This window comes from Adhaeribacter radiodurans (assembly GCF_014075995.1).
Classification (GTDB): Bacteria; Bacteroidota; Bacteroidia; order Cytophagales; family Hymenobacteraceae; genus Adhaeribacter; species Adhaeribacter radiodurans.
The window spans coordinates 3633605-3654993 of record NZ_CP055153.1 but is presented as its reverse complement, the minus strand read 5'-3'; the positions used below and the strand labels follow the sequence as shown (position 1 = coordinate 3654993).

At 39.9% G+C, this 21389-nt stretch carries 16 protein-coding genes; 4 read left to right on the top strand and 12 right to left on the bottom strand.

From position 1 onward, the window contains the following. Positions 1-9 precede the first annotated feature (9 nt). On the bottom strand, positions 10-1299 hold the full coding sequence (locus tag HUW48_RS14825) for an aspartyl protease family protein (RefSeq protein WP_182411688.1): 1290 nt from the start codon (positions 1297-1299) through the stop codon (positions 10-12). Between the two features lie 324 nt (positions 1300-1623). Between HUW48_RS14825 and HUW48_RS14820 the strand changes: the two genes are divergently transcribed. Beyond that, the gene (locus HUW48_RS14820; protein WP_182411687.1) at positions 1624-2835 is read left to right on the top strand and encodes an RtcB family protein; all 1212 of its coding nucleotides are present in this window, start codon (positions 1624-1626) and stop codon (positions 2833-2835) included. A 210-nt stretch (positions 2836-3045) separates the two neighbouring features. Here the strand turns inward: HUW48_RS14820 and HUW48_RS14815 are convergent, their stop codons facing one another. The 4 genes from HUW48_RS14815 to HUW48_RS14800 form a co-directional block, all read right to left on the bottom strand. Then, positions 3046-3591 carry a DUF4136 domain-containing protein gene (locus tag HUW48_RS14815; protein ID WP_182411686.1) on the bottom strand — a complete coding sequence of 182 codons (546 nt, stop codon included), beginning with the start codon at positions 3589-3591 and terminating at the stop codon, positions 3046-3048. A 944-nt stretch (positions 3592-4535) separates the two neighbouring features. Continuing rightward, the gene (locus HUW48_RS14810) at positions 4536-5240 is read right to left on the bottom strand and encodes a M15 family metallopeptidase (protein WP_182411685.1); all 705 of its coding nucleotides are present in this window, start codon (positions 5238-5240) and stop codon (positions 4536-4538) included. A 111-nt stretch (positions 5241-5351) separates the two neighbouring features. After that, positions 5352-5525: a hypothetical protein gene (locus HUW48_RS14805; RefSeq protein ID WP_182411684.1), complete on the bottom strand. Its 174-nt coding sequence runs from the start codon at positions 5523-5525 to the stop codon at positions 5352-5354. 18 nt (positions 5526-5543) lie between these two features. Continuing rightward, on the bottom strand, positions 5544-6803 hold the full coding sequence (locus HUW48_RS14800) for a serine hydrolase (RefSeq protein ID WP_182411683.1): 1260 nt from the start codon (positions 6801-6803) through the stop codon (positions 5544-5546). A 774-nt stretch (positions 6804-7577) separates the two neighbouring features. Between HUW48_RS14800 and HUW48_RS14795 the strand changes: the two genes are divergently transcribed. Next, complete coding sequence (locus tag HUW48_RS14795) at positions 7578-8888, top strand: MFS transporter (protein WP_182411682.1); 1311 nt, start codon at positions 7578-7580, stop codon at positions 8886-8888. A 33-nt stretch (positions 8889-8921) separates the two neighbouring features. Here the strand turns inward: HUW48_RS14795 and HUW48_RS14790 are convergent, their stop codons facing one another. The 3 genes from HUW48_RS14790 to HUW48_RS14780 form a co-directional block, all read right to left on the bottom strand. Continuing rightward, positions 8922-9749 carry an ion transporter gene (locus tag HUW48_RS14790; RefSeq protein ID WP_182411681.1) on the bottom strand — a complete coding sequence of 276 codons (828 nt, stop codon included), beginning with the start codon at positions 9747-9749 and terminating at the stop codon, positions 8922-8924. Between the two features lie 191 nt (positions 9750-9940). Beyond that, a complete protein-coding gene (locus tag HUW48_RS14785) occupies positions 9941-11599 on the bottom strand; it encodes an amidohydrolase (RefSeq protein ID WP_182411680.1) in 1659 nt (552 codons plus the stop codon). Next, positions 11592-12365 (bottom strand): AMP nucleosidase, encoded by a 774-nt coding sequence (locus HUW48_RS14780; RefSeq protein WP_182411679.1) that lies wholly within the window; start codon positions 12363-12365, stop codon positions 11592-11594. The genes HUW48_RS14785 and HUW48_RS14780 overlap by 8 nt, the downstream gene beginning before the upstream one ends. A 193-nt stretch (positions 12366-12558) precedes the next feature. Between HUW48_RS14780 and HUW48_RS14775 the strand changes: the two genes are divergently transcribed. Next, a complete protein-coding gene (locus tag HUW48_RS14775; RefSeq protein ID WP_182411678.1) occupies positions 12559-13008 on the top strand; it encodes a type I restriction enzyme HsdR N-terminal domain-containing protein in 450 nt (149 codons plus the stop codon). Positions 13009-13076: 68 nt separating this feature from the next. Here HUW48_RS14775 and HUW48_RS14770 read toward each other — a convergent pair whose 3' ends face one another. The 3 genes from HUW48_RS14770 to HUW48_RS14760 all read right to left on the bottom strand — a co-directional run bounded on the left by HUW48_RS14770 (position 13077) and on the right by HUW48_RS14760 (position 17225). Next, positions 13077-14987, bottom strand: coding sequence for an LTA synthase family protein (locus HUW48_RS14770; protein WP_182411677.1), 1911 nt, complete (start codon positions 14985-14987; stop codon positions 13077-13079). A 78-nt stretch (positions 14988-15065) separates the two neighbouring features. Then, entirely contained in the window at positions 15066-16193 is a 1128-nt protein-coding gene (gene ald, locus HUW48_RS14765; protein WP_182411676.1) for an alanine dehydrogenase, read from the bottom strand. A gap of 246 nt (positions 16194-16439) precedes the next feature. After that, positions 16440-17225: a DUF1573 domain-containing protein gene (locus tag HUW48_RS14760; protein ID WP_182411675.1), complete on the bottom strand. Its 786-nt coding sequence runs from the start codon at positions 17223-17225 to the stop codon at positions 16440-16442. Between the two features lie 199 nt (positions 17226-17424). Here HUW48_RS14760 and HUW48_RS14755 point away from each other — a divergent pair, with 199 nt between their 5' ends. After that, positions 17425-19839: an alpha-ketoacid dehydrogenase subunit alpha/beta gene (locus tag HUW48_RS14755; protein ID WP_182416392.1), complete on the top strand. Its 2415-nt coding sequence runs from the start codon at positions 17425-17427 to the stop codon at positions 19837-19839. Positions 19840-19883: 44 nt separating this feature from the next. On the opposite strand, the gene HUW48_RS14750 is transcribed toward HUW48_RS14755, so the two are convergent. After that, positions 19884-21356: a glycoside hydrolase 5 family protein gene (locus tag HUW48_RS14750; RefSeq protein WP_246343485.1), complete on the bottom strand. Its 1473-nt coding sequence runs from the start codon at positions 21354-21356 to the stop codon at positions 19884-19886. Positions 21357-21389 lie beyond the last annotated feature (33 nt).

Genomic DNA, 21389 nt, shown 5'->3' with positions numbered 1-21389 from the left:
TTGTTTAGACTAAATTTTACGACGCAAGGTAATAACGGTGTAAATACGTTGCTCTCCTCGTTGAATACCCATTAAAATGTTGTAACCTGGCTTTAGATGAAATAAACGGTCGATACTACTGATTGTCATGGACGAAGCAGCAGTCATATTTATACTAACTACTTCATCGCCGGGTAAGATGCCGGCTTCGGCCGCCGGCGAATCGGGTTCTACGAAGTTTACAATATAACGCTGGTAATCCTTGCCGCTGGCTATCACATCTAACCCGCACATATCATGTTCAAACGGGTCCCGAAAATAGCGGTTGGGCCGGATATACATGAGTTGCTTTCGGTAATCAAATACTACATCGAAGCGCTTTAATAATTCATTCCCAATGTTGCCATTACGCGGTACCAGGTAAACTTTGGCTCCTACATCCTGGTAATTCGGGAAAGAAGTAAGCACATTACTCAGGTTAAAATGGTTTAAGGTAAAAGATTTAATCCGACCTAACTGGCCGTTAATGGTACCGCTAAGCCCTTTGCCTAACTGGGCGGTAATAGAGGGATTAGGAACCTTTATAGCGGCATTAGATTCTTGCTCTAAGGAGAGCGCATGGCCCGCACCCGTATCTATAATAAGTTTAACCGGAATCTTCTGGGAACCATCAAGCTGGGCTACAGTAGTTAAATAAGGCTTCTGGCCTTCTACCGTAATTGGAATAGGAGTACCATAACTTTTTCGGTATTTAAAATCATTAAAGTTTTGAGCTACTATCCGCAATTCCGAATATTTTATTTGTACAGCAAAACTGTTGAAAAACTGATAACCTAAAATGCCATAAATAGGAATTCCAACGTAGCTAGATAAATTAAAAACATCTTCCGATAAAACGGCAACCTGTAAAAAGCCAGCACTAGCCTGACCTAGTTTCATTTTAATGCCGGACGCCACAAAAGCTTTTAAATCGGCATCTGAGCCCATACCGGCAATAGATATGTTCACGCCGTTTTTTAATTGTAAGCTATCTTTTAAAGAAGGCTCCGTAATAAGGGTAATTCCTACTCCAGTATCTAAAATAAAGTTAAAGGGGCCCTTATCATTTACATAAATCGGAACCACAATTAAATTACGGTGCATCTGAAAAGGAACAATGCATTTTTTGTACGGAGGCTGAATAGTAAAAGCTCCCTGGCCAAAGGCTTTTGATAATGAAATGCTATAAAAGGCGGTAAAAAAAATAAAAAAAGTAATAATAGTGCGGCTGAAGATCAGTTGCCGGAAGGTAAAACCTACATGCCCAAAGCCTAGCTGCATAAGTATTCGTCCCTGTTATAAAAGACTACTCGAAATGATTTTTAATTTACTAAATAATTCTGATTATTAAAAACTTACGTTTTCTGGCAGGATTTGATTGACTTTAAACTAATATAACATTAGTAAAACGCCCGAAAATTACTTTTTTTAATCTAAAAAGGTAATTGTAGTACACCTTACTTGTCTGACCTTTATTTTTGCTTGTTTACGGATAGCTACTAAATACTTTTCCTGTCTTAAATATCCTTTTACCTAAATAAGTGCTTTACGTAAAAAGGTAGCATTGCTCATTTTAGCCTTTAAGGTAAACTGAAAACAAGGATTATGGATAATTTAACCATTTTTGGCGAGGAAATTATTGATGAAGGTGCTATCCGGCAAATTAAGAATTGTATTTCTCCGGAGGATATTGGGGTTTTAACTGCCGATGCTCACTATGGCTACGGTCATCCGATTGGGGGAGCGGTAGCTTACAAAGATAAAATTTCCTTATCCGGAGTAGGATTTGATATTGCTTGCGGTAACAAAGCCGTTAAAACAAACATTCGGGCCAATCAGATACCGGTGGCCCGCATTATGGATGAAATTGTTAAAAGCATAGGTTTTGGGGTGGGCCGGCCTAATCCGAAACCCATTCAACACCCGGTTTTTGATAAAATTGCCAAGGCTGAGTTTAAACCCCAACGTAAATTTCTTTCTTTAGCCAAAGAGCAATTGGGAACCGTAGGCGGCGGAAATCATTACATCGATTTATTTTCGGACGAAGAAGGCTGGCTTTGGATTGGCGTTCATTTTGGTTCGCGGGGTTTTGGTCATAAAACGGCTACCGGGTTTATTGCTCTATCGCAAGGACTTACTTTTGAAGACAGGGCCAAAGAAGGGCCTATGGATGCACCGCCTATTTTATTTGATATTAGCTCTGAAATAGGCCAGTATTATATAGCAGCCATGAGTTTAGCTGGTGAATACGCGTACGCTGGCCGTGATACCGTAGTGAATAAAGTGCTGGAAATACTGGGCGCTTCGGTAAATTTTGAAGTACACAACCATCATAATTTTGCCTGGTTCGAGGAACACCAGGGTTCTAAATATTGGGTTGTCCGGAAAGGCTGTACACCCGCATTTCCGGGCCAGTTAGGATTTATTGGTTCCAATATGGGCGATACTTCAGTAATAATAGAAGGAGTTCAAACGGAAAAATCGCAGCAAGGACTTTATTCAACGGTACACGGAGCAGGTCGGGTTATGTCAAGGCGGCAGGCGGCCGGTAAGCGCCGTTGGGTGAAAGGCAAAGATGGCCAGCGTTACCAGGAAACTGTTTCACCGGGATTAGTAGATTTTGAGAAAGTAAGGAAAAAGTTAAAACAACAAGGCGTTGAACTACGCGGCGGCGAAGCCGACGAAGCACCAGAAGTTTACAAGAAGCTGGACGAAGTATTGGCGTATCATGAAGGAACTATCCGGGTTTTGCACCGTTTAAAACCCATTGGAGTAGCTATGGCCGGAGGCAATGAATACGATCCTTATAAAGATTAAAAACTTAAATCTTAATTAAATTAAACTCACTTTACAATAGATGTAAAAAGGTCACGGACAGTAAAATTACCCGTGACCTATTATATTGTACAAATCTGAAAAGTAAAGAGATAATGTTAATTTATTTTTAAAATAAGTAATTGTTAATCATATAATTATGTAAGAACAAATAGTACGTCTATTAACTGGATACGTGTGATTTACTAATTATTAATTCTGCTGTTGGCTAGCTTGCAAATAACCTTCGGTAAATACTTTATACCGGTCGAAAATAGAACGAACGGCACTTTTTAAATACGCTTCGTTTTTAACGGTATTTTCCAACACTCCGGAAGCATACCCTTGCCACACGGCGCGGTTTTTCTTTTTATCAATTAATACAATAAAGAGCGTGCCTTTTTTGAGGTTGTATTTAACCGGGTCGTACTCTCTTTTTTCTATGTTTGGATCATACTCTTCATCTTCGTCGAAAATACGTCCAGTTTCAATAAACTCAGTAATGTCGGCCTGGTTATAGCCTTTGAGCAGCAGATCTTCGTAAAATAATTTATAAGAAACGAGCAAGTCTGGTCTATTTTGGTTAAAGCGGTAACCCTGTACTTCCATACGTGATTTAATCGCGTTTTCTACGAAAGGATTAAATTTGCTGGAATCATTTTCCGAATTTTTTACGCCAATAAAGTTGAAGGTCCGGTATTTCTTAAAATTACCGGAATAGCTGTAATCCGATTCAACCTTATGATCATAATAATTCATGCAAGAGGATAGATGGAGTAAAAGAAACCCTAAAAAAATCCCGTAAATCTTTCTGTTCATACTTTTATTACTTATAAATTATTTGAATTAATTTTAATAGGTAATATACGAAAAGAAATGAAACTTGTATTTAGAGTTGCTTCATTTTCAGAACAATAAGTATTTATATTTTTAATAAATAGTAACACTTACCAAGAGCTTCGGCTTAATATTGCGCCAGAACTGTATTTTGGCTGTTTTCCGTTTTAAATATTAGGAGCAGCAATTCTTTTAGCTCATAAAATTTTTCTAAAGCCTTTATATTAGGTGCTGAAAACTTAGATTAATCTGGTGCTTGTAAAGATTATAACTCATTTCCGAAACACTGTAATCTTAATATTTTATTATTGCTGCTATCAGGTTCTATTAAAGAATTATCTCAAGGGTTAAAGCAACAGGCAATGGTTAGCCGTTAGGTACTTTGGTGAAGTTATCTTGAAAAAGAATTTAGTAGAATTATTTAGCCTGGGGAATCTTATACCAAATTGTAAAAAGCATCTTCCTTCGTTCAAACCCGGTAGGTTTTAAAACCAGGAATGTCCTAAATAGAAGTTTAAAACAAATTTTTATTCTTACTTCTGGCATCCAGGAAGGATCTAATTAATTTAAGTGACTGCCGAAGGGTAGTGTGGCAAGTTATAGCAGGTAATCTCTCTGACTACTTATGTTTCGTTCTTATTTTCTGCTAGTTAGTTCCTTCCAGTATGACTAAAGTGGAAGAAGTAGTTATCATCAGACTACAATTCCCAAAGGTTTCCAACATTCCTGTTTTTAAAACCTGTCGTGTTTATACCGCTATGGTTTAACCTTCATTTTAATATGGAACCGCTAAATACAATGGGGTATTTTTAGTTGCACCACGAACAGCTACTTAAAATTAAATAGCTTAAGGCAAATTAAATAGCTTAAGGCAAATCCTCGAACCGGATATTCATTAAGTCAAACTTCTTAAAATCGCGGTAATCAAAATGCCACCATTCTTCAGAATATACCTGAAACCCATGTTTCGTCATGACTTGCTTTAGCTTTTCGCGGTTTTTGATGGCTGTAGCTGGTAAATTTGTATAATTAACGTGGGCTTTTTTAGTAAAAGCATCGTAAGCGGTAGGCATTTGTAATTCCTGCCCAGTTTTTAAATTTATTAAAGTTAAATCAACTGTGCATCCCCGGTTATGCCTTGAGCCTTCCCAAGGTTTAGCCAGATAAATTGTATCACGAACTTTCTCATAAAAATAAACGGTAGCCCGGTAAGGTCGGTAAGCATCAAAAATCTTTAATCCTAAACCTTGTTTGTTTAATTCTGTTTGTACATTTTTCAATGCTTGGGCCACTGGCCGTCGCAAAAACGCCTGGGCCGAAGTATAAACCGGTTCTCCCATAAAGTTATTAGCAGTGGCATAACGGATATCTAATTTAATATCCGGAATAACAGAGGTAATATCCACTAACTGCAGACTGCTATCGCGAGTAACTTGTTTTAAATAATCGGCTGGGTTACTGATAACTTTTAAGCCGTATTTATTGGCTTTTGCATCCTGAGCTACTCCTGATTTACTAAATATAACCAGAAAGTTTACTAACAATAAACAACGGGAAAGCGAGAATGCCATACGGGTAGGTAGTAAGTAAACCTATTTTTAAACAATAAGAACCGCTTTTAGGAAAAGAATATCAAGTTTAGTAACTGTAGAAAATTTAGGTGAAGAATAAAAGCAATAAACTTATTTGTTAGCGTAATATCGTTGAAAAAAAATGAGTAAACCAAGCAAAGTAATAAAGCTTACCAACGTAGCAGTGGTTACATACCCCATGCTGGTATATTGATTTATAACTAAACCCAGATGAATAGCCAGAACAACCAAAGCGAATAAAAAGATTAATTGATGAATTTTCATGTATCTGCCGTTAAAAGCTTAATAGGTAAATATAAAACGCGATAGATCGGGTAGATGTTTTTTGGTTCGCTTTAATTCGTTCTGATAAATTACCTGGCCTAGGTTTATTAGGAACGGATAACAGATGGTTTCGTACTCGTATTTGTCGTCGTTAAAAATGTTATCTTCGTTACCCAATACAACGGCGCTAAGTAAAAACTCCACTTTATTTTCAAAATCTACGATGTAGGCATTATCAATCATAAATCCGTACGCGTTTCCAATTTTATTAAAAATCCGGATGTTGGGCGGCATTGTTTTATGGCGATTACCGAACATAAAAAACTTAGCGTAAGTATCGTAATAAGTTGTTGTATCATAATGAGGAAAACTACTTTCGCTGGGCTTCATAGACATATACTTTAATACAAAGTCATAATCATCGGGAGTTAAGTGAAAACGCTGCTGCGCCGGGACCGCTTCCGGGAAAATTACTGACTTTAAAATTTGGTGCAGCGTTTCTAAATTAATGTAATTGCGATCCGAAAAATCCATGGGTTGGTTAATCAGTTGATTACGGGCATTATAGTAACCTTTACCCAGGTGAATATTTTTTAAAGCATTAGAGTAGGTGCGGGTATTTTGCACCAATGGCTGCTGGTAAATAATCTTATCGTTTTGGTAAAAAGTAATTGGATTGGTGTACCGGGTAGTTTCGCCGACATCGCCCACCGATAAACGGTGCAATAAACGTACATCAGAATAGCCTTTTTGGCGTAAAACTTCGCTTAATTGTTCCTGACCTAAAAATTCGTACAAACGATTATAAGCATCGTTATCGCTCACCAAAAATATTTTCTTTATGTAATGGGCAATGCTTGGTAAATTATTCGGAGCCGTGGAGTCGGTAACTACAACAGTTTGTTTAGCATATGCGCTATCAATCCGGAGGGGAGTATCTTTATTAAGGCCAGGAATATGTAGATTATTTAATTTTTCTAGAGCCAGCAAAGCCCCTGGTAGTTTTACGGTGCTGGCCGGGTAAAAGTATTCGTGGGGATTAAGCCGGTAAGTAAAGGTTTTAAAATGCGGTTGGTTCTGCTTATCGCGGTTTATTTGGGTATATATAATTTGAATGCGGTATTTTGCCGGATCAGCCAGGATGTTTTTAAAATACTCCGGATGTTTTTTAAGCAGGTTAGGCAACAACTTTCTTTTAAATAATTGCGCCTGCACGGAAGTTATACTAACTACAGATAAAAAGCCGCTGATAATTATTATAAGTAACAGATGGAGCATATTTTTTCTGTATGACAATTGTTGTGGTTCTATTATTAAGCCAATTTAGAATAACCAAGCTTGGTAAACCTGCTTTATTTTACTATTTTGAAGATGGTTTAAAGCCTTAATTATTTAATTTAATTTAATGTTGAAATACCTAATAGATTATAGGGATTTTTGCTACGTAAGGTTAACTAAACAGGAAGGGGAACAATCGGCCAAGGGGTGGTATAAAATTCAGCTCATGGGTTTTTTCGTCCTTTATTATATCGTGTTTATGATGTTGGTTGCTGTTATTTTAAACAGGACAGCCACTCCATTGCCAGCTATTTACTTTTCCCAAAATATCTTTATGGTATTGTTCACTAGTCTTCTAACATTTGCGCCTTATATCTTACTTTTTCTTTATCTCTTCCGTCGGATGGCCGCTTATCCTATTAATATGCAGATTCCGGAGCAGAAATATCGGAGCCTAAGTAAAAAACTCTATTTACATTTACTAATTGGTACGGCCTTATGTTTTCTCGTCCCTTGGGGTACCAATATACTTATACCGCCTATCCAAATCTTTTAAGGTTCTCTATTATAATAAATAAAGTTAGTTGTAAACAACTAAACTACTGGCGAACACACCTACAGGACTTGGAATACAAATTTGATTTCTAATAGTTAAGTTAAAAATATTACCGGTAACCCGTAAGTTGTAGCGTAATAATTATGATGGCAATAAACTACCTTGCTGGTTTTTGTTTTATATTTCTGCCTGAAAACTGCTCTTAAGTCAAACCCTTTATGGAAAAAAATAATCCCACCATTACCCGTGCCTGGTGTATTTACGATTGGGCCAATTCGGTTTATTCATTGGTTATTATTTCCACAATTTTTCCTATCTACTACGGAGCGGTATCGAAAAATCCGGATGGTAGCAGCATGGTTAACTTTTTAGGGTGGCACTTAGATTCGTCGGTGCTTTTTTCGTACTGTATTTCTTTTTCTTATTTGCTGGTAGCTTGTACCAGTCCATTACTTACCGCCATTGCCGATTACAGTGGGCATAAAAAGTTATTCATGCGGTTGTTTTGCTACCTGGGTTCTATTTCCTGCGTTTTGTTGTTCTTTTTTACCAAAGAAACTTTTACTATTTCGGTAATTTTGTTTGTGCTGGCGGCAATGGGTTACAACGGCAGCATTGTATTTTATAATTCGTACCTGCCCGATATTGCCACCGAAGACCAGTTCGATAAGTTAAGTGCCCGTGGTTTTTCATTGGGATATATAGGTAGTGTACTTTTATTAGTATTTAATTTAGCCCTGGTGCTGAAGCCAGAAGTATTTGGTATTAATCCGCAGAATACCAGCCTGCCCCCCCGGATTTCATTTTTGCTTACCGGTGTTTGGTGGTTTGGTTTTGCCCAGTATACCTTCTGGAAATTGCCCAATCGCCAGCTGCCCGCCAGGCGAGAAGGTTCGTGGTTGTTTAATGGCTTTCGGGAATTAAAAAAAGTGTGGCAGCAAGTGAAAAAGCTGTATTTATTAAAGCGATTTTTGTTGGCTTTCTTTTTCTATAATATGGGCGTGCAAACCGTTATGTACGTGGCTGCTGTTTTCGGAGATAAGGAGTTAAAATTAAATTCCGATGCCTTAATCCAGACTATTCTGGTGCTACAATTAATTGCCATACCCGGAGCCTATGGGTTTGCCCGGTTATCGAAAGCTTACGGGAATTTTATGGCCTTAGCCGTGGCCGTGCTTATTTGGGTGGGTATTTGCGTGGGGGCTTATTTAACCTACACCGAAAATCAATTTTATATTTTAGCGGCGTGTGTAGGCGTGGTAATGGGCGGCATTCAGTCCCTTTCCCGTTCCACTTATAGTAAATTAATTCCGGCTAATACCCACGATACTACTTCCTTTTTTAGTTTTTATGATGTAACCGATAAAATGGCTATTGTATTAGGTACATTAGCTTACGGCGGTATTGCGCAGGTTACCGGTTCTATGCGCAACAGTGTACTAGCTCTAATGGGATTTTTCTTTTTAGGATTGATTTTCTTAGTAACAATAAAAGGGAAACGGGCTATTACTACTAAAGTGGCTGCTTAATAATAAAAATATAAGAATTCAATAAGCACAACCCTAGGTTAAATTAGTTAATTGGTTCCCGCAATTACTGCAATATTTGGCTTCCCGAGCATGGCCTTCTTTGTGGCACTGCGGACAAACACGGGAGTTAAAAGTATTTTTGTCGATATTGGCTAGTTCAACAGAAACAATTCCGGTAGGAACTGCAATAATGCCGTATCCCATTATCATTAACAAGCTAGCTAATATTTGCCCAAAAGTTGTTCCGGGAGCAATGTCTCCATAACCAACAGTTGTTAAGGTTACAATAGCCCAGTAAATACTTTTCGGAATACTGGTAAAGCCATGTTCTACACCCTCCACAATATACATTATAGAGCCAACAATTACTACTACCATTAAAACCACGCCTACAAACACCGATATTTTAGCCATACTTGCCCGCAGAGCTCTGGTTAACACCTGGCCTTCATTTACAAATTGAGTAAGTTTAAAAATACGGGCTGCCCTTAATAACCTTAAAATCCGGATTACCAATAAATATTGTGAGCCTACGAGAAAAAGACTCAGGTAGGTAGGTAAAATTGCCAGGAAATCAACTATTCCGAAAAAAGAAAATATATAACGGAACGGCCTTGGGGAAGAGTAGATTCGAAGGATATACTCTAGAGTGAATAAAAAAGTAAAAACCCATTCAATTGTTTTAAAGTATTGTCGATAATTTAAAACAATTTCAGGTACAGTTTCTATTGAAATAATTAATACACTTAATAAAATTAAAAAAAGCAGGATAATATCGAACGTTCTTCCTGCTTTAGTTTCGGCCTCAAAAACGATTGTATAAATTTTGTGTTTTAATGAATCATTTTTTGTTTGTACCATTCCGAGGTCTTCTTAAAAGAAAATTATTTTAAATAAAATAAACACCTAACATCAGAGATAAACCCGTAAGTTAATTGTTTAAAAAGAAAAAGTTGAATCAAAATTTAAGGTAGTATTCTCAAATTTTGCTTTCTAAATTACTGCGCGTAACATAGAATTAAAATTTAGGAGTAAATAATAAGGCAGGTTTTTTATTTTCTTTTATATACTCCTTCTCCGTTTACAAAGGTACTAAGTACTTGTGTTTCCCGAATTTCAGAAGCGGGAATAATCATAATATCTTTATTCAGGATAACAAAATCGGCTAATTTGCCAGGTTCAATGCTGCCCCGGTTTTTTTCTTCAAAATTAGCGTAAGCGGCCCAAATGGTAGTACCGCGTAAAGCCTGTTCCCGGCTTAAAGCATTTTCTATCTGGAATCCTTTGGCGGGGTAATTTTTAGCATCTTGCCGGGCAACCGCCGAGTGAAAGCCAAACAAAGGGTTAATATGCTCCACCGGAAAATCACTGCCTAAAGCAATGGTGCCATTTTGAGCCAGCAAATCTTTATAAGCGTAAGCATGCGTTAAACGATCTACCCCCAGTCGGTCGCCGGCCCAATACATATCCGAAGTTGCGTGAGTAGGTTGTACCGAGGGAATAATGTTGTATTTACTAAATTTAGAAATATCCGTTGGGTTTACAACCTGCGCGTGCTCAATCCGCCACCGCCGATTATTTTTACTTTTTAATACTTCGCCGTAAATATCCGTTAACAAGCGGTTGGCCGAGTCGCCGATGGCATGCGTATTCATCTGAAAATTATGCTGGTAAATATCAGCGGCTAGTTTCCGGTAATCGGCGGGGCTTTGCAGCAAAAAGCCGGTTTCGCGAGGCCGATTGTGGTAAGGATGTAACAAACAAGCGCCGCGCGAGCCTAATGCCCCATCAGCATATACTTTGAAACTACTTACATCTAACCGGGCGGTATGGTAGGGGCCGTTTTTAAAATAATACTGTTGGTTAGTGGCCGAAGGACTCAGCATGGCATACAACCTTATTTTAAGTTGGTCAGCCTGCTGCAAGCTGTCGTACAAATTAATTACTGGTTTTTCTAATCCGGCATCTACAACGGTAGTAAGGCCCACCGCAAAGCAGTTTTGCTGCGCTTGTAATAAAGCCGCAATTTTTTCGGAAAGGGAAGGTTCCGGAATTTTTGAGCTAACCAACTCTACCGCATTATCTATTAAAATACCGGTTAAACTCTCGTTTTTTCTTTCGATTATTCCACCTTTTATTTGGGTATGTTTGTTAATTCCGGCTATTTCTAAAGCTTTTTTATTTACCAGTGCGGCATGGCCATCAATCCGTTCAATAAAAACGGGTACATCCGGAAACAAGCTATTTAAGGTATCCTGGGTCGGAAAGTTTTTAGTAGGCCAATCGTTTTGATCCCAACCTCTTCCTAAAAGCCAGGCTGTATTCGGGTATTTTTGCCGGTGCTGCGTTAATTTCTGTACTACCCCGGCGAAAGAAGTAGTTCCTACTAAATCTGCTTGCTGCAAGTTTAAGGCGTAACCGTAAAAATGCGCGTGGGCATCAATAAAGCCAGGGTAAATGGGCTGGCCATGCGCATCTGTTTCCTGTGTTGCCGAATACTTGCCGCGAATGTCAGAAGTGGAGCCTACGGCAACAAACTTTCCATCCTTAACGGCAAAAGCCTGGGCTTCGCCAAAATTTTGATTTACCGTATAAACCCGGGCATTATAAATTAGTAAATCAACTTTTGTTTTAGATTGGCAAAAGGAAAGTGAAAGAATAAGTGTAATTAAGGCAAAATACCTTAAAGCGAAAAAAGCAGGTTTACTCATAACGTAAATGTTTCACCGACTCGCCCGAATCGCGCAGTTCAATCATGGCGTCAATGCCGATGCTTAAATGTTTTTCTACAAAGTTGGTAGTAACTTTTAAATCACTTTCGGCCGTTTTTACTCCTTCCGGGGTCATGGGGTTATCCGATACGAGTAAAAGGGCTCCGTGTGGTATGTCATTCATAAATCCGACCACAAAAATTGTGGCGGTTTCCATATCAATGCCCATTACCCGTACGGAGCGCAGGTATTCTTTAAAATCTTCGTCGTGTTCCCATACGCGGCGGTTGGTGGTGTAAACAGTGCCGGTCCAGTAATCCATTTCGTGCTTTTTAATCATCGACGATACCGAACGCTGGAGCCGGAAGGAGGGAAGGGCGGGAATTTCGGGCGGCAGGTAATCGTCGGAAGTACCTTCTCCGCGGATGGCGGCAATGGGTAAGATTAAATCGCCCAATTTTACTTTTTCTTTAATGCCGCCGCATTTGCCTAAAAATAATGCCGCCTTAGGCCGTACCGCCGATAATAAATCCATTACTGTTGCCGCCATGGGGCTACCCATGCCAAAGTTTATGATTGTTATGTTATGCGCAGTAGCCGTTTGCATGGGTTTATTCGTACCCCGGATTTCGCAGTTAAACCGCTCGGCAAACATCACCACGTAATTAACAAAATTGGTTAAAAGTATGTACTCGCCAAATTCGTGAAGAGCCATACCGGTATAACGCGGCAGCCAATTTCGTACAATATCTTCTTTTGATTTCATAGTTCTTCGTTGCAAATTGTTGGTTGCAAGTTACAGGTTATTCTGGTTGAGTGATTAAAAGGTTTTATCGTTGAAAGGCTGGAAGATTAAAATGTTAAAAAGTTTAAATTCTATACAGTTGAAGTATAATGAGTGAATAGATGGTTATTCAAGATTTGGTAAATGGTAAATGAATAATGGTTAATTTTACCGGATGGAGGCCTTGAACTTACCGGCTTTTGCCTTTAAAGTAAAACAAGAAAAAGATAAATTCTGGATATTCGACGGTATCCGCAGAAAATACTTAGTTCTTACCCCGGAAGAATGGGTGCGCCAACATTTTATTCATTACCTGATCCAGTATTTAAATTACCCAAAAGGTTTAATTTCTCCGGAACGAGGAATTATTTATAATTCTTTGGCGAAACGAACAGATATTTGCGTGTTTGATACGACGGGACAAGTGAGTATGTTAATTGAATGCAAAGCCTCGTCGGTTAAAATAACCGAAGCCACCATCCACCAGGCTACTACTTACAATAAAAATATTCGGGCTAAATACGTAGTACTCACCAATGGTTTAGAACATTATTGCTGGCAAGTAGATTTTGAAAAGTCCATTACAATTCCGTTGGTAGGTATTCCGGATTACCAAAATTTATAAGCCTAAAAAAGGAAATGTCCCCCAAAATTTACTATTTCTTCCACTTAATCTATTAAAAGTCAACCTACCTACGGAGCCGGAGCTGATTTTCCTGGGTGTAGCCAGTAATAAAGGTTATTATCGAGCATGGCATTCCGGAAATATTGCACATAAGCTTGTAATTCCCGCGCATAGAGTTTCTTAATAGCGGGTGGTTCTTTTTTAAACTTAGTAAAACCATGCGTTTTATAACCGAATAACTGTACTTCACCATTCGGGTGAAGCTCGGTTATGTAATCGTTCCGGATTAAAGAATAAATGCCGTTTATAAAAATCAAAGCTTTCCCCGGCGATTCGGCATCCAAAACAGATGAACCAAAGGGGAGTAATTTATCGGTGGGTATATTTAAATAATCTACTAACGTAGGCAGTATATCAGCGTGTTGCGTTACTTTATGGGGGTTTACCTTCGAAAACTTTTTACCTGGCCGGAAAAAGAGCAAAGGTACTTTATGGTACCCCAAACTGTTTTTATACTTTTTTTGGTATACCTGCTGGGTATGATCGGCGGTGAGTATGAACAAGGTGTTTTGGTACCAGGGTTGTTGGGCAGCCGTCTTAAAAAAATGCCTTAAAGCAAAATCAGTGTACCCGATAGTAGAATGAATCTTTAATTTGCCTTTCGGAAATGTATTTTTGTACGCCGCAGGTAAAGTATAAGGATGGTGCGCACTTAAGGTAAACACGCCCGTTAAAAAAGGTTGGGGTTGTTTATTCAATTGTTGCGCAACGTACTGCAAGTAAGGTTCATCGAATATTCCCCAATTACCATCAAAATCTGTTTCTAAGCGATCTTTAGGGTATTCATCTAATCCGTAATAATGATTAAAACCAGCTAATTTGGCAAAAGCATTAAAACTCATGGTGCCGTTGGCTCCGCCATGAAAAAAGGAGGTATAATACCCGTGTGGTTGCAGCACGTTGCCAATGCCGTAAATTTCATTTCCCTGGTAAGCCGAAGCCATAAACGGATTATCCATAAGCGAAGGCAAACCCGATAAAATAGATGGTAAAGCTTCAATAGAGCGCCGGCCATTAGCGTAATTTTCCCGGAAAAACAATCCCTGAGTTGCCAAAGAATCGAAGAAGGGGGTATAACCTTTTCCGTTATTTTCAATTCCGGTATATTCCGAGCCAAAACTTTCTAAAATTATAATAACAACGTTATCCCGAATGGGTTCTTCCGCGGGTGTTAATGCTTTATGGGGGTCAAAGCGTAGCGTTTGCATTAAATCTTTACCGCTGTTAAAATAATGCGCCCGCTCTATCGTCCGTTTGTTCAGGCTCCGTACAAAAGTAAAAGTGCTGTTTAAAATCAAATTGCCGAGTACGGGCGGTTCATAGCTAAAAGCCGTACTTACCCGGATTGGTTTATACTGAATACCGCCTCTGATAAGAATAACCGTTAATAAAGTTAAGAAAGCAACCTGCCAGATTTTACGCCCTTGTTGTTGCGGTTGGTAAGAGTAATTTTTAGGATAAAGAAAAATTTGAATAATAAATATAATTCCTAGAATTAATAAAATATACCAATAATTCTGAACAAGCTGAGTTGCCTGAGCCAGAATGTCTTGCGTAATAGTAGCAACTTCGTTCGTGGAACGCCGGCCGATAAACTTAAAATATTCGGTATCTACTAAATTTAGTAAGATGAACGGAGTATTTACAATAAAATACAAACCTTTCAAAAACTGCTGATACCCTTGTCGGTGCAAAAATTTAGGCGGAGCTAAAGAGAAAAATAAAAATGGAATATTAATGACCAGGATAGCCGAAAAATCAAAACGTAAACCGTAGAGAAATGCAGCTAGCAGCTGGTTTGCCGGAATATCGCCGAAGGTAGTAACATTTGCTAAATAAAAAGCCACTCGCAATAACTGATAAACTACCAGCAGCAATAGCAAACGTTTTATAATAATTTTAAAAAAAGGATCGAACATTTAGTACAGTATAGGTTGCAAAATAAAGCCTTTCCAACGGAGCTGGAAAGGCTTTAGAAAGAAATATAATTTATTAAATTAACCTACTATTGATTCCAATAAATCATCAGTAGTGTTTAAAGGTAAATTCCAGGCATCGGCTACTCCTTTGTACACTACTTGGCCGTTTACAACATTTAATCCTAAACGAAGCTCTTCGTTTTCGGAGCAGGCTTTTTGCCAGCCTTTGTTTGCTAATTGCACCGCATACGGCAAGGTAGCATTCGTTAACGCCAGGGTAGAGGTATAAGGTACCGCCCCCGGCATGTTAGCTACACAATAATGCACCACCTCATCAATAATATACGTTGGATTTTCGTGGGTGGTAGGCTGGCAGGTTTCAATGCAACCGCCTTGGTCTACGGCTACGTCCACCAGTACAGTGCCCGGTTTCATATCTTTTAACATATCGCGGGTAATTAAATGCGGCGCTTTGGCTCCCGGAATCAAAACAGCTCCTATAATTAAATCGGCCGTTTTAATTGCTTCCCGAATATTGTATTCGTTAGAGTACTCGGTAATAACGTTAGCGGGCATAAAGTCAGATAACTCCCGTAACCGGGTCAGGTTAATATCCATGATAGTTACCTGAGCGCCTAAACCAGCGGCAATCTTGGCCGATTGGGTACCTACTACACCTCCGCCCAAGATTAATACATGAGCAGGTTTTACGCCGGGAACACCTCCTAATAAAATGCCACGGCCTTTTAATGGCTTTTCTAAGTATTTGGCGCCTTCCTGCGGGGCCATTCGGCCAGCTACCTCACTCATCGGAATTAATAAAGGCAACGATCGGTCTTTGCGTTCTACGGTTTCGTAAGCCAGGCAGATAGCTTTGCGGGCAATCATGGCATGGGTTAATTCTTCGGAAGAAGCAAAGTGAAAATAAGTGAAAACTAATTGGCCTTCCTTAATTAAATTATATTCCGGGGCAATTGGCTCTTTTACCTTAATAATCATATCTGCAATAGCGTACACTTCTACTATAGAAGGTAATATTTGCGCACCGGCTTTCTGGTATTCGGCATCCGTAAAGCCGCTGCCCGTGCCGGCTTCACTTTGTACATATATAGTATGTTGGTTTTTTCGTAGCTCGGCTACACCGGCTGGAGTTAAAGCCACCCGGTTTTCATTATTTTTTATTTCTTTCGGAACGCCTATTATCATGAGTTTAAGTAGGTAGGTTATTACTGAAAATCTACTTGTCAAATACAGTTCCAAAATTAATAAAAACTTATCTGATAGCAGGTAATCCAGGAGTAGTTTGCTTAAATAAATGTGCAGAAAGCTTTATTTATGAATGTAATAAGTAAAATAAAAGGCTGGTAAAGGAAGGCGAATAAGGAATTACCTGAAATAAAAAAAGGCAGCGATAATATCACTGCCATTAGTCAAAATAAAACTATGAAAAAACTATTTAAACGGAACAGCAGCGCTGCTCTCCTTTATGATGCTGGTTGTATTTAAACTCTCCACTACTTTGGCCCTTAAAGTTAAAGCTGTTTCGGGAGATACAATATCGTTAGAAATGAAACTTACTTTCTCTGTTTGTTCTCCTAACAGCCGCTGGGTATAAGTTAGTTCCAAATTTTCTTCTTTTCCTGGAGCAATTTCTGAAGCCGAAATTCTATAATTAATACAGTTACAAGGCGATTTTACCCCTTGAAGGATAAGTGGCTGTTTACCAGTGTTTTTAATGGTAAATGTAGCTTTAGCTTTTTGTCCGGCTTCTAACTTGCCAAAGTCATGGGTATTTTTAGTAAAAGTAAGTCGGGGTGAGCTGGCTTTCTGGGCAGGGGTGTAAGCAGTTTTAGCGGCGCTTGCCTCCTCTACGGTTCCTTTTATAAACAAAGCCTGGGTAGGAGTAGAAGCATTGCTGGTTACGGTAATACTTTTATGAAAAGCACCCGGCCGATCGGCACTGTTGTATACAGCTTTTACCATGCCGCTTTTACCTGGTAAAATAGGTTCTTTGGTCCAATCGGGGGTAGTACACCCGCAGGAAGGCTGCACATTAGAAATTACCACCGGCTGGTTACCTGTATTTTTAAACTTAAATTCGTAGGTAGCCTGTACTCCTTCAGTGATGGTGCCAAATTCGTGCGTTTCTTTTTCAAATTTTAAAATGCCCTGGGCCCACAAAAAATTTGGTATAAATAAAAGGCAATAACCAATTAAAAGTAACTTCGTCAATTTCATATATATACCTTCTTAATTCACAAATAATATAAAAGAATAATTACAAATATAGCAGTTTTCCGAAAAAAACATAAGTACTGATTTTAGCGTTAAACCAGAACCTTGTGATGGGTGGTGAGGTTTACGGATTTGAAATGCGGCTAAATTTTCCGTAATTTTGATTTGGATTTAGAATTTGCCCCTATAATTTGGAACTATGATGCAAACTGTTGCCCTGGTACAAAAGCAAGCTCTCAGCCGAGAGGAAATTCTTCGCGATTACCGTTTGGCTTACGAAAGCCGGCAGGCAAGTCTCACCGGTCGGAAAGAAGTTTTTATGGGAAAAGCGAAATTCGGCATTTTTGGTGATGGCAAAGAAGTAGCGCAGTTGGCAATGGCGAAGTATTTTCGCAAGGGCGATTTCCGGTCGGGCTATTACCGGGATCAAACGTTTATGTTTGCTATTGGGGAGCTTACCTTACAACAATATTTTGCTCAATTATATGCCCACGCCGATGTAGAGGCAGAACCGGCCACGGCTGGCCGTTGCATGAACAGCCATTTCAGCACCCGTTCCCTGGACGAAGATGGTAACTGGAAAAACCTGATGGAAATAAAAAATTCCAGCGCTGACATGTCTCCAACTGCTGCTCAAATGCCCCGGTTATTAGGTTTAGCATATGCTTCAAAATTATACCGGCAAAACTCCGATTTACACGAGTTTACTAATTTTTCGGTACATGGCAACGAAGTAGCTTTTGGTACAATTGGTAATGCTTCCACTGCAGAAGGTTTGTTTTTCGAAACTTTTAATGCCGCGGGCGTATTGCAGGTTCCGATGTTGGTCTCTGTGTGGGATGATGGTTACGGAATATCGGTACCAAACGAATATCAGATTACTAAAGGGAATATATCTAAGGTTTTGTCCGGTTTTCAGCGGGAAAGCCCGAATGAGCCTGGATACGAAATATTTACCGCAAAGGGCTGGGATTACCAAGGCCTTTGTAACTTGTATGCGCACGCAGTGGAGCTTTGCCGGGAACAACATGTGCCCGTTCTAATTCACGTTGAGGAAATGACCCAACCCCAAGGCCACTCTACTTCTGGTTCGCACGAACGGTATAAGTCTAAAGACCGCCTGGCCTGGGAGGAAGAACACGATTGCCTAAAGTACATGCGCGAGTGGATCTTAGCCAACGAATATGCCACAACCGATATGCTGGACCATCTGGAGGCAGAAAGCCGGGAATCTGTTCGAAAAGCGCGTTTAGCTGCCTGGAATGAATATATTGGTGGCGTAAAAGCAGATCACAACGAGGCATTAACTTTATTAGAGCGGGTGGCTTTAGAAACAGATAATTCTAACGCCAATCATATTTCCAGTATTGCCGAAGAACTTCGGAAAAATAACCTACCCAACCGGTACGATGCCATTCGGGCCGTTAAAAAAGCTCTCCGTTATTTACGCTCGGAAAAATCCCAATACAAAAAAAATATTATAAGTTGGCTGGAACGCGTAATCGGAGAAAATGCCGATCGCTATAATTCTTACTTAATCAGCCAGTCAGAAGATTCGCCTTTGCTGGTGGGCGAAGTAAAACCGGTTTATGACGAGAACAGCCCCATGGTAGATGCCCGGGAAGTATTACGGGCTTGCTTTGCGGCGGCTCTGGCCCGTGAACCTCGTTTATTTGCCATTGGCGAAGACGTAGGCAAAATTGGGGATGTGAACCAGGGTATGGCCGGTTTACAGGAAAAATTTGGGGAGTTGCGGGTAACCGATACCGGTATTCGCGAAAGTACTATTATTGGCCAAGGTACGGGCGCTGCTTTACGCGGATTACGCCCTATTGCCGAGATTCAGTATTTAGATTATTTAATCTACGCCCTTCAAACTTTATCCGACGACTTAGCCTCTCTGCATTACCGGACTAAAGGTGGCCAAAAAGCACCGGTAATTATCCGTACCCGGGGCCATCGGTTAGAAGGGGTTTGGCATTCAGGATCGCCAATGGCTATGATTTTGGGTTCTTTGCGGGGTATTCACCTATTGGTGCCTCGTAATATGACCCAAGCTGCCGGCTTTTATAATACTTTGTTAAAATCAGATGATCCGGCTATTGTAGTAGAATGTTTAAACGGGTATCGTTTAAAAGAACGACTGCCGAGTAATATAGGGGAGATCACGGTACCATTGGGTATACCGGAAATTTTACGCGAGGGTGAACATGTTACTATTGTTACTTATGGTTCTATGTGCCGGGTAGTAATGGAAGCGGCGCAGCAGCTAGCCGAATTTAATATTTCGGTGGAGGTAATAGATGTACAAACATTATTGCCTTTTGATCTTCCGCGTATGATACTGGAATCGGTGAAGAAAACGAACCGGCTTATATTTGCCGATGAAGATGTGCCGGGAGGAGCCACCGGATTTATGTTGCAGCAGGTAATTGACGGACAAGGAGCCTACCAATGGTTAGATTCACCGCCGCGGTGTATTTCTGCTCAGGACCATCGACCATCTTATTCCTCAGATGGTGATTATTTTTCTAAACCTAATGTAGAAGATATTTTTGATGCCGTGTACGAAATGATGCACGACGTTGATCCGGACGCTTATCCAACAATATACTAGCTACTCAATTTTGTAAAATACCAGATTAAAATCCTTGAAAGAATTTAATCTGGTATTTTAATAATAGCCAATGCTATATCAGCTACAATGGGTGGTATGGAAACGGTTAATTCTTCTTGTTTTTTCTCTAACACCATTTCAGTTATCTGCTTTCCTTTTTCTGTATCCCAGAAATATATCCGGAACTTTCCGGTTGCTAACCCTGGAATAATTATCGTTACCGGTAAAGGTTTCGCAGATCTGTCTAAGATTTTTAATTTATTCAGTTTACTAAATTTGTCTTTTCTAAGTAACCAAACAATTGCTTGCTGATCATCGCCACAAGCAAAACCTTTAAAAGCAGGAGAAGAAATTTGTATTTCTCCGTTCAGGTTTTTTCTATTAAGCTCGCTCCAATTTATGTAGGTAAGGAAACCCGTTACATTTTGCTGAGCTATTCGCATACCTGGAGTAAGCGTGTGGGGATGACGATTAGGCCAGCGCATCCCTCCACCTGCCGCTCCTGAAGCTAAGTGCGCCCATTGAATGTGCCGGAAATACTCGTCGTCAAACTGGGCTGGTAAAGTACGGTGTAAATCTTTGAAAGCGTGAATGGGTCCGTGTTCGCTATCGAAAAATGGCTTTGGCTGCTGTAAATGCTCCAATGCTTCCCGTACCAGAGCCCCGGTACAAATGGCCGATTCAACAGTATCTTTAGGATGGTTAATAGTTTTAGCGTCGTAAAAATGGGTAGTAGCAAAGTCGAGTTGTGGATGCCGGAAAATAACATCCGCCACGGCGGGGTGCTCGTATAAAACCGGTCCAAACAACGAAACTGTTTGCAAGTGGGTACGTCCGTACAGGCGCATTTCCATTTCCCGTAAATGGGTACTTATTTCGCTTACAAAATGAGAAAATCCTTCGGTGTTGTTTTCAGCGTGGGCCGGATGAATTTCGTTCCATAAATCCCAGGCAAACAAAGCACCACTGCTGCCCCAACGTTCGGTAGCAAAAGTTAGCCGGTTTTTAATAGCCTGTAAAGTATTGGGGCACAACAACCATTGCGACCTACGGGCACAAGGGCCGCCGTTCGCTTTGTTATACGGATGATGTTTCCAGCGAATCCACATCCAGAAAGTATCGTAAGGAGTCAGTAATATGCGAAGCCCGTATTTCCCGCAAAGGGCAAATAAATCGTCCCAAAGTTTTATCATGTTGGGTTGAAACTTACCGGCTGGTCTTTCTAAATACCGGTTTTCAGTTTGCGCATATTCCAGCATAAATCGTAAGCAAGTAACCTCGCTTTCGGCCAGGTAAGCTAAATGATTTTCAACGGCGGCTATGTTTTTCCGGCGAAATAAACCAGCAAATTCCGGCCAGGTAATAGCATCGTTTTGACCTATAGGCGTCCAATTAGCTCCATATTCTGTTATAAAGTAAGGAGCATTAGGCGCAACCTGAATCCAAGGTAAGGTCTGTGGTTTTTCTGCTAGGCTTGTTTTTTCTTTTGGAAGAATCAGATTGTCTAGTTTCTCCATTGTTTTACTCACACCTAAACCCCAGATTAATTT

Coding starts and splice junctions, on each gene's coding strand:
- HUW48_RS14800 (WP_182411683.1), bottom strand. CDS start 6,803: ATGCTCCATCTGTTACTTATAATAATTATCAGCGGCTTTTTATCTGTA.
- HUW48_RS14770 (WP_182411677.1), bottom strand. CDS start 14,987: ATGTTCGATCCTTTTTTTAAAATTATTATAAAACGTTTGCTATTGCTG.
- HUW48_RS14805 (WP_182411684.1), bottom strand. CDS start 5,525: ATGAAAATTCATCAATTAATCTTTTTATTCGCTTTGGTTGTTCTGGCT.
- HUW48_RS14750 (WP_246343485.1), bottom strand. CDS start 21,356: ATGGAGAAACTAGACAATCTGATTCTTCCAAAAGAAAAAACAAGCCTA.
- HUW48_RS14820 (WP_182411687.1), top strand. CDS start 1,624: ATGGATAATTTAACCATTTTTGGCGAGGAAATTATTGATGAAGGTGCT.
- HUW48_RS14790 (WP_182411681.1), bottom strand. CDS start 9,749: ATGGTACAAACAAAAAATGATTCATTAAAACACAAAATTTATACAATC.
- HUW48_RS14755 (WP_182416392.1), top strand. CDS start 17,425: ATGCAAACTGTTGCCCTGGTACAAAAGCAAGCTCTCAGCCGAGAGGAA.
- HUW48_RS14815 (WP_182411686.1), bottom strand. CDS start 3,591: ATGAATTATTATGATCATAAGGTTGAATCGGATTACAGCTATTCCGGT.
- HUW48_RS14775 (WP_182411678.1), top strand. CDS start 12,559: ATGGAGGCCTTGAACTTACCGGCTTTTGCCTTTAAAGTAAAACAAGAA.
- HUW48_RS14810 (WP_182411685.1), bottom strand. CDS start 5,240: ATGGCATTCTCGCTTTCCCGTTGTTTATTGTTAGTAAACTTTCTGGTT.
- HUW48_RS14785 (WP_182411680.1), bottom strand. CDS start 11,599: ATGAGTAAACCTGCTTTTTTCGCTTTAAGGTATTTTGCCTTAATTACA.
- HUW48_RS14760 (WP_182411675.1), bottom strand. CDS start 17,225: ATGAAATTGACGAAGTTACTTTTAATTGGTTATTGCCTTTTATTTATA.
- HUW48_RS14795 (WP_182411682.1), top strand. CDS start 7,578: ATGGAAAAAAATAATCCCACCATTACCCGTGCCTGGTGTATTTACGAT.
- HUW48_RS14825 (WP_182411688.1), bottom strand. CDS start 1,299: ATGCAGCTAGGCTTTGGGCATGTAGGTTTTACCTTCCGGCAACTGATC.
- ald (WP_182411676.1), bottom strand. CDS start 16,193: ATGATAATAGGCGTTCCGAAAGAAATAAAAAATAATGAAAACCGGGTG.
- HUW48_RS14780 (WP_182411679.1), bottom strand. CDS start 12,365: ATGAAATCAAAAGAAGATATTGTACGAAATTGGCTGCCGCGTTATACC.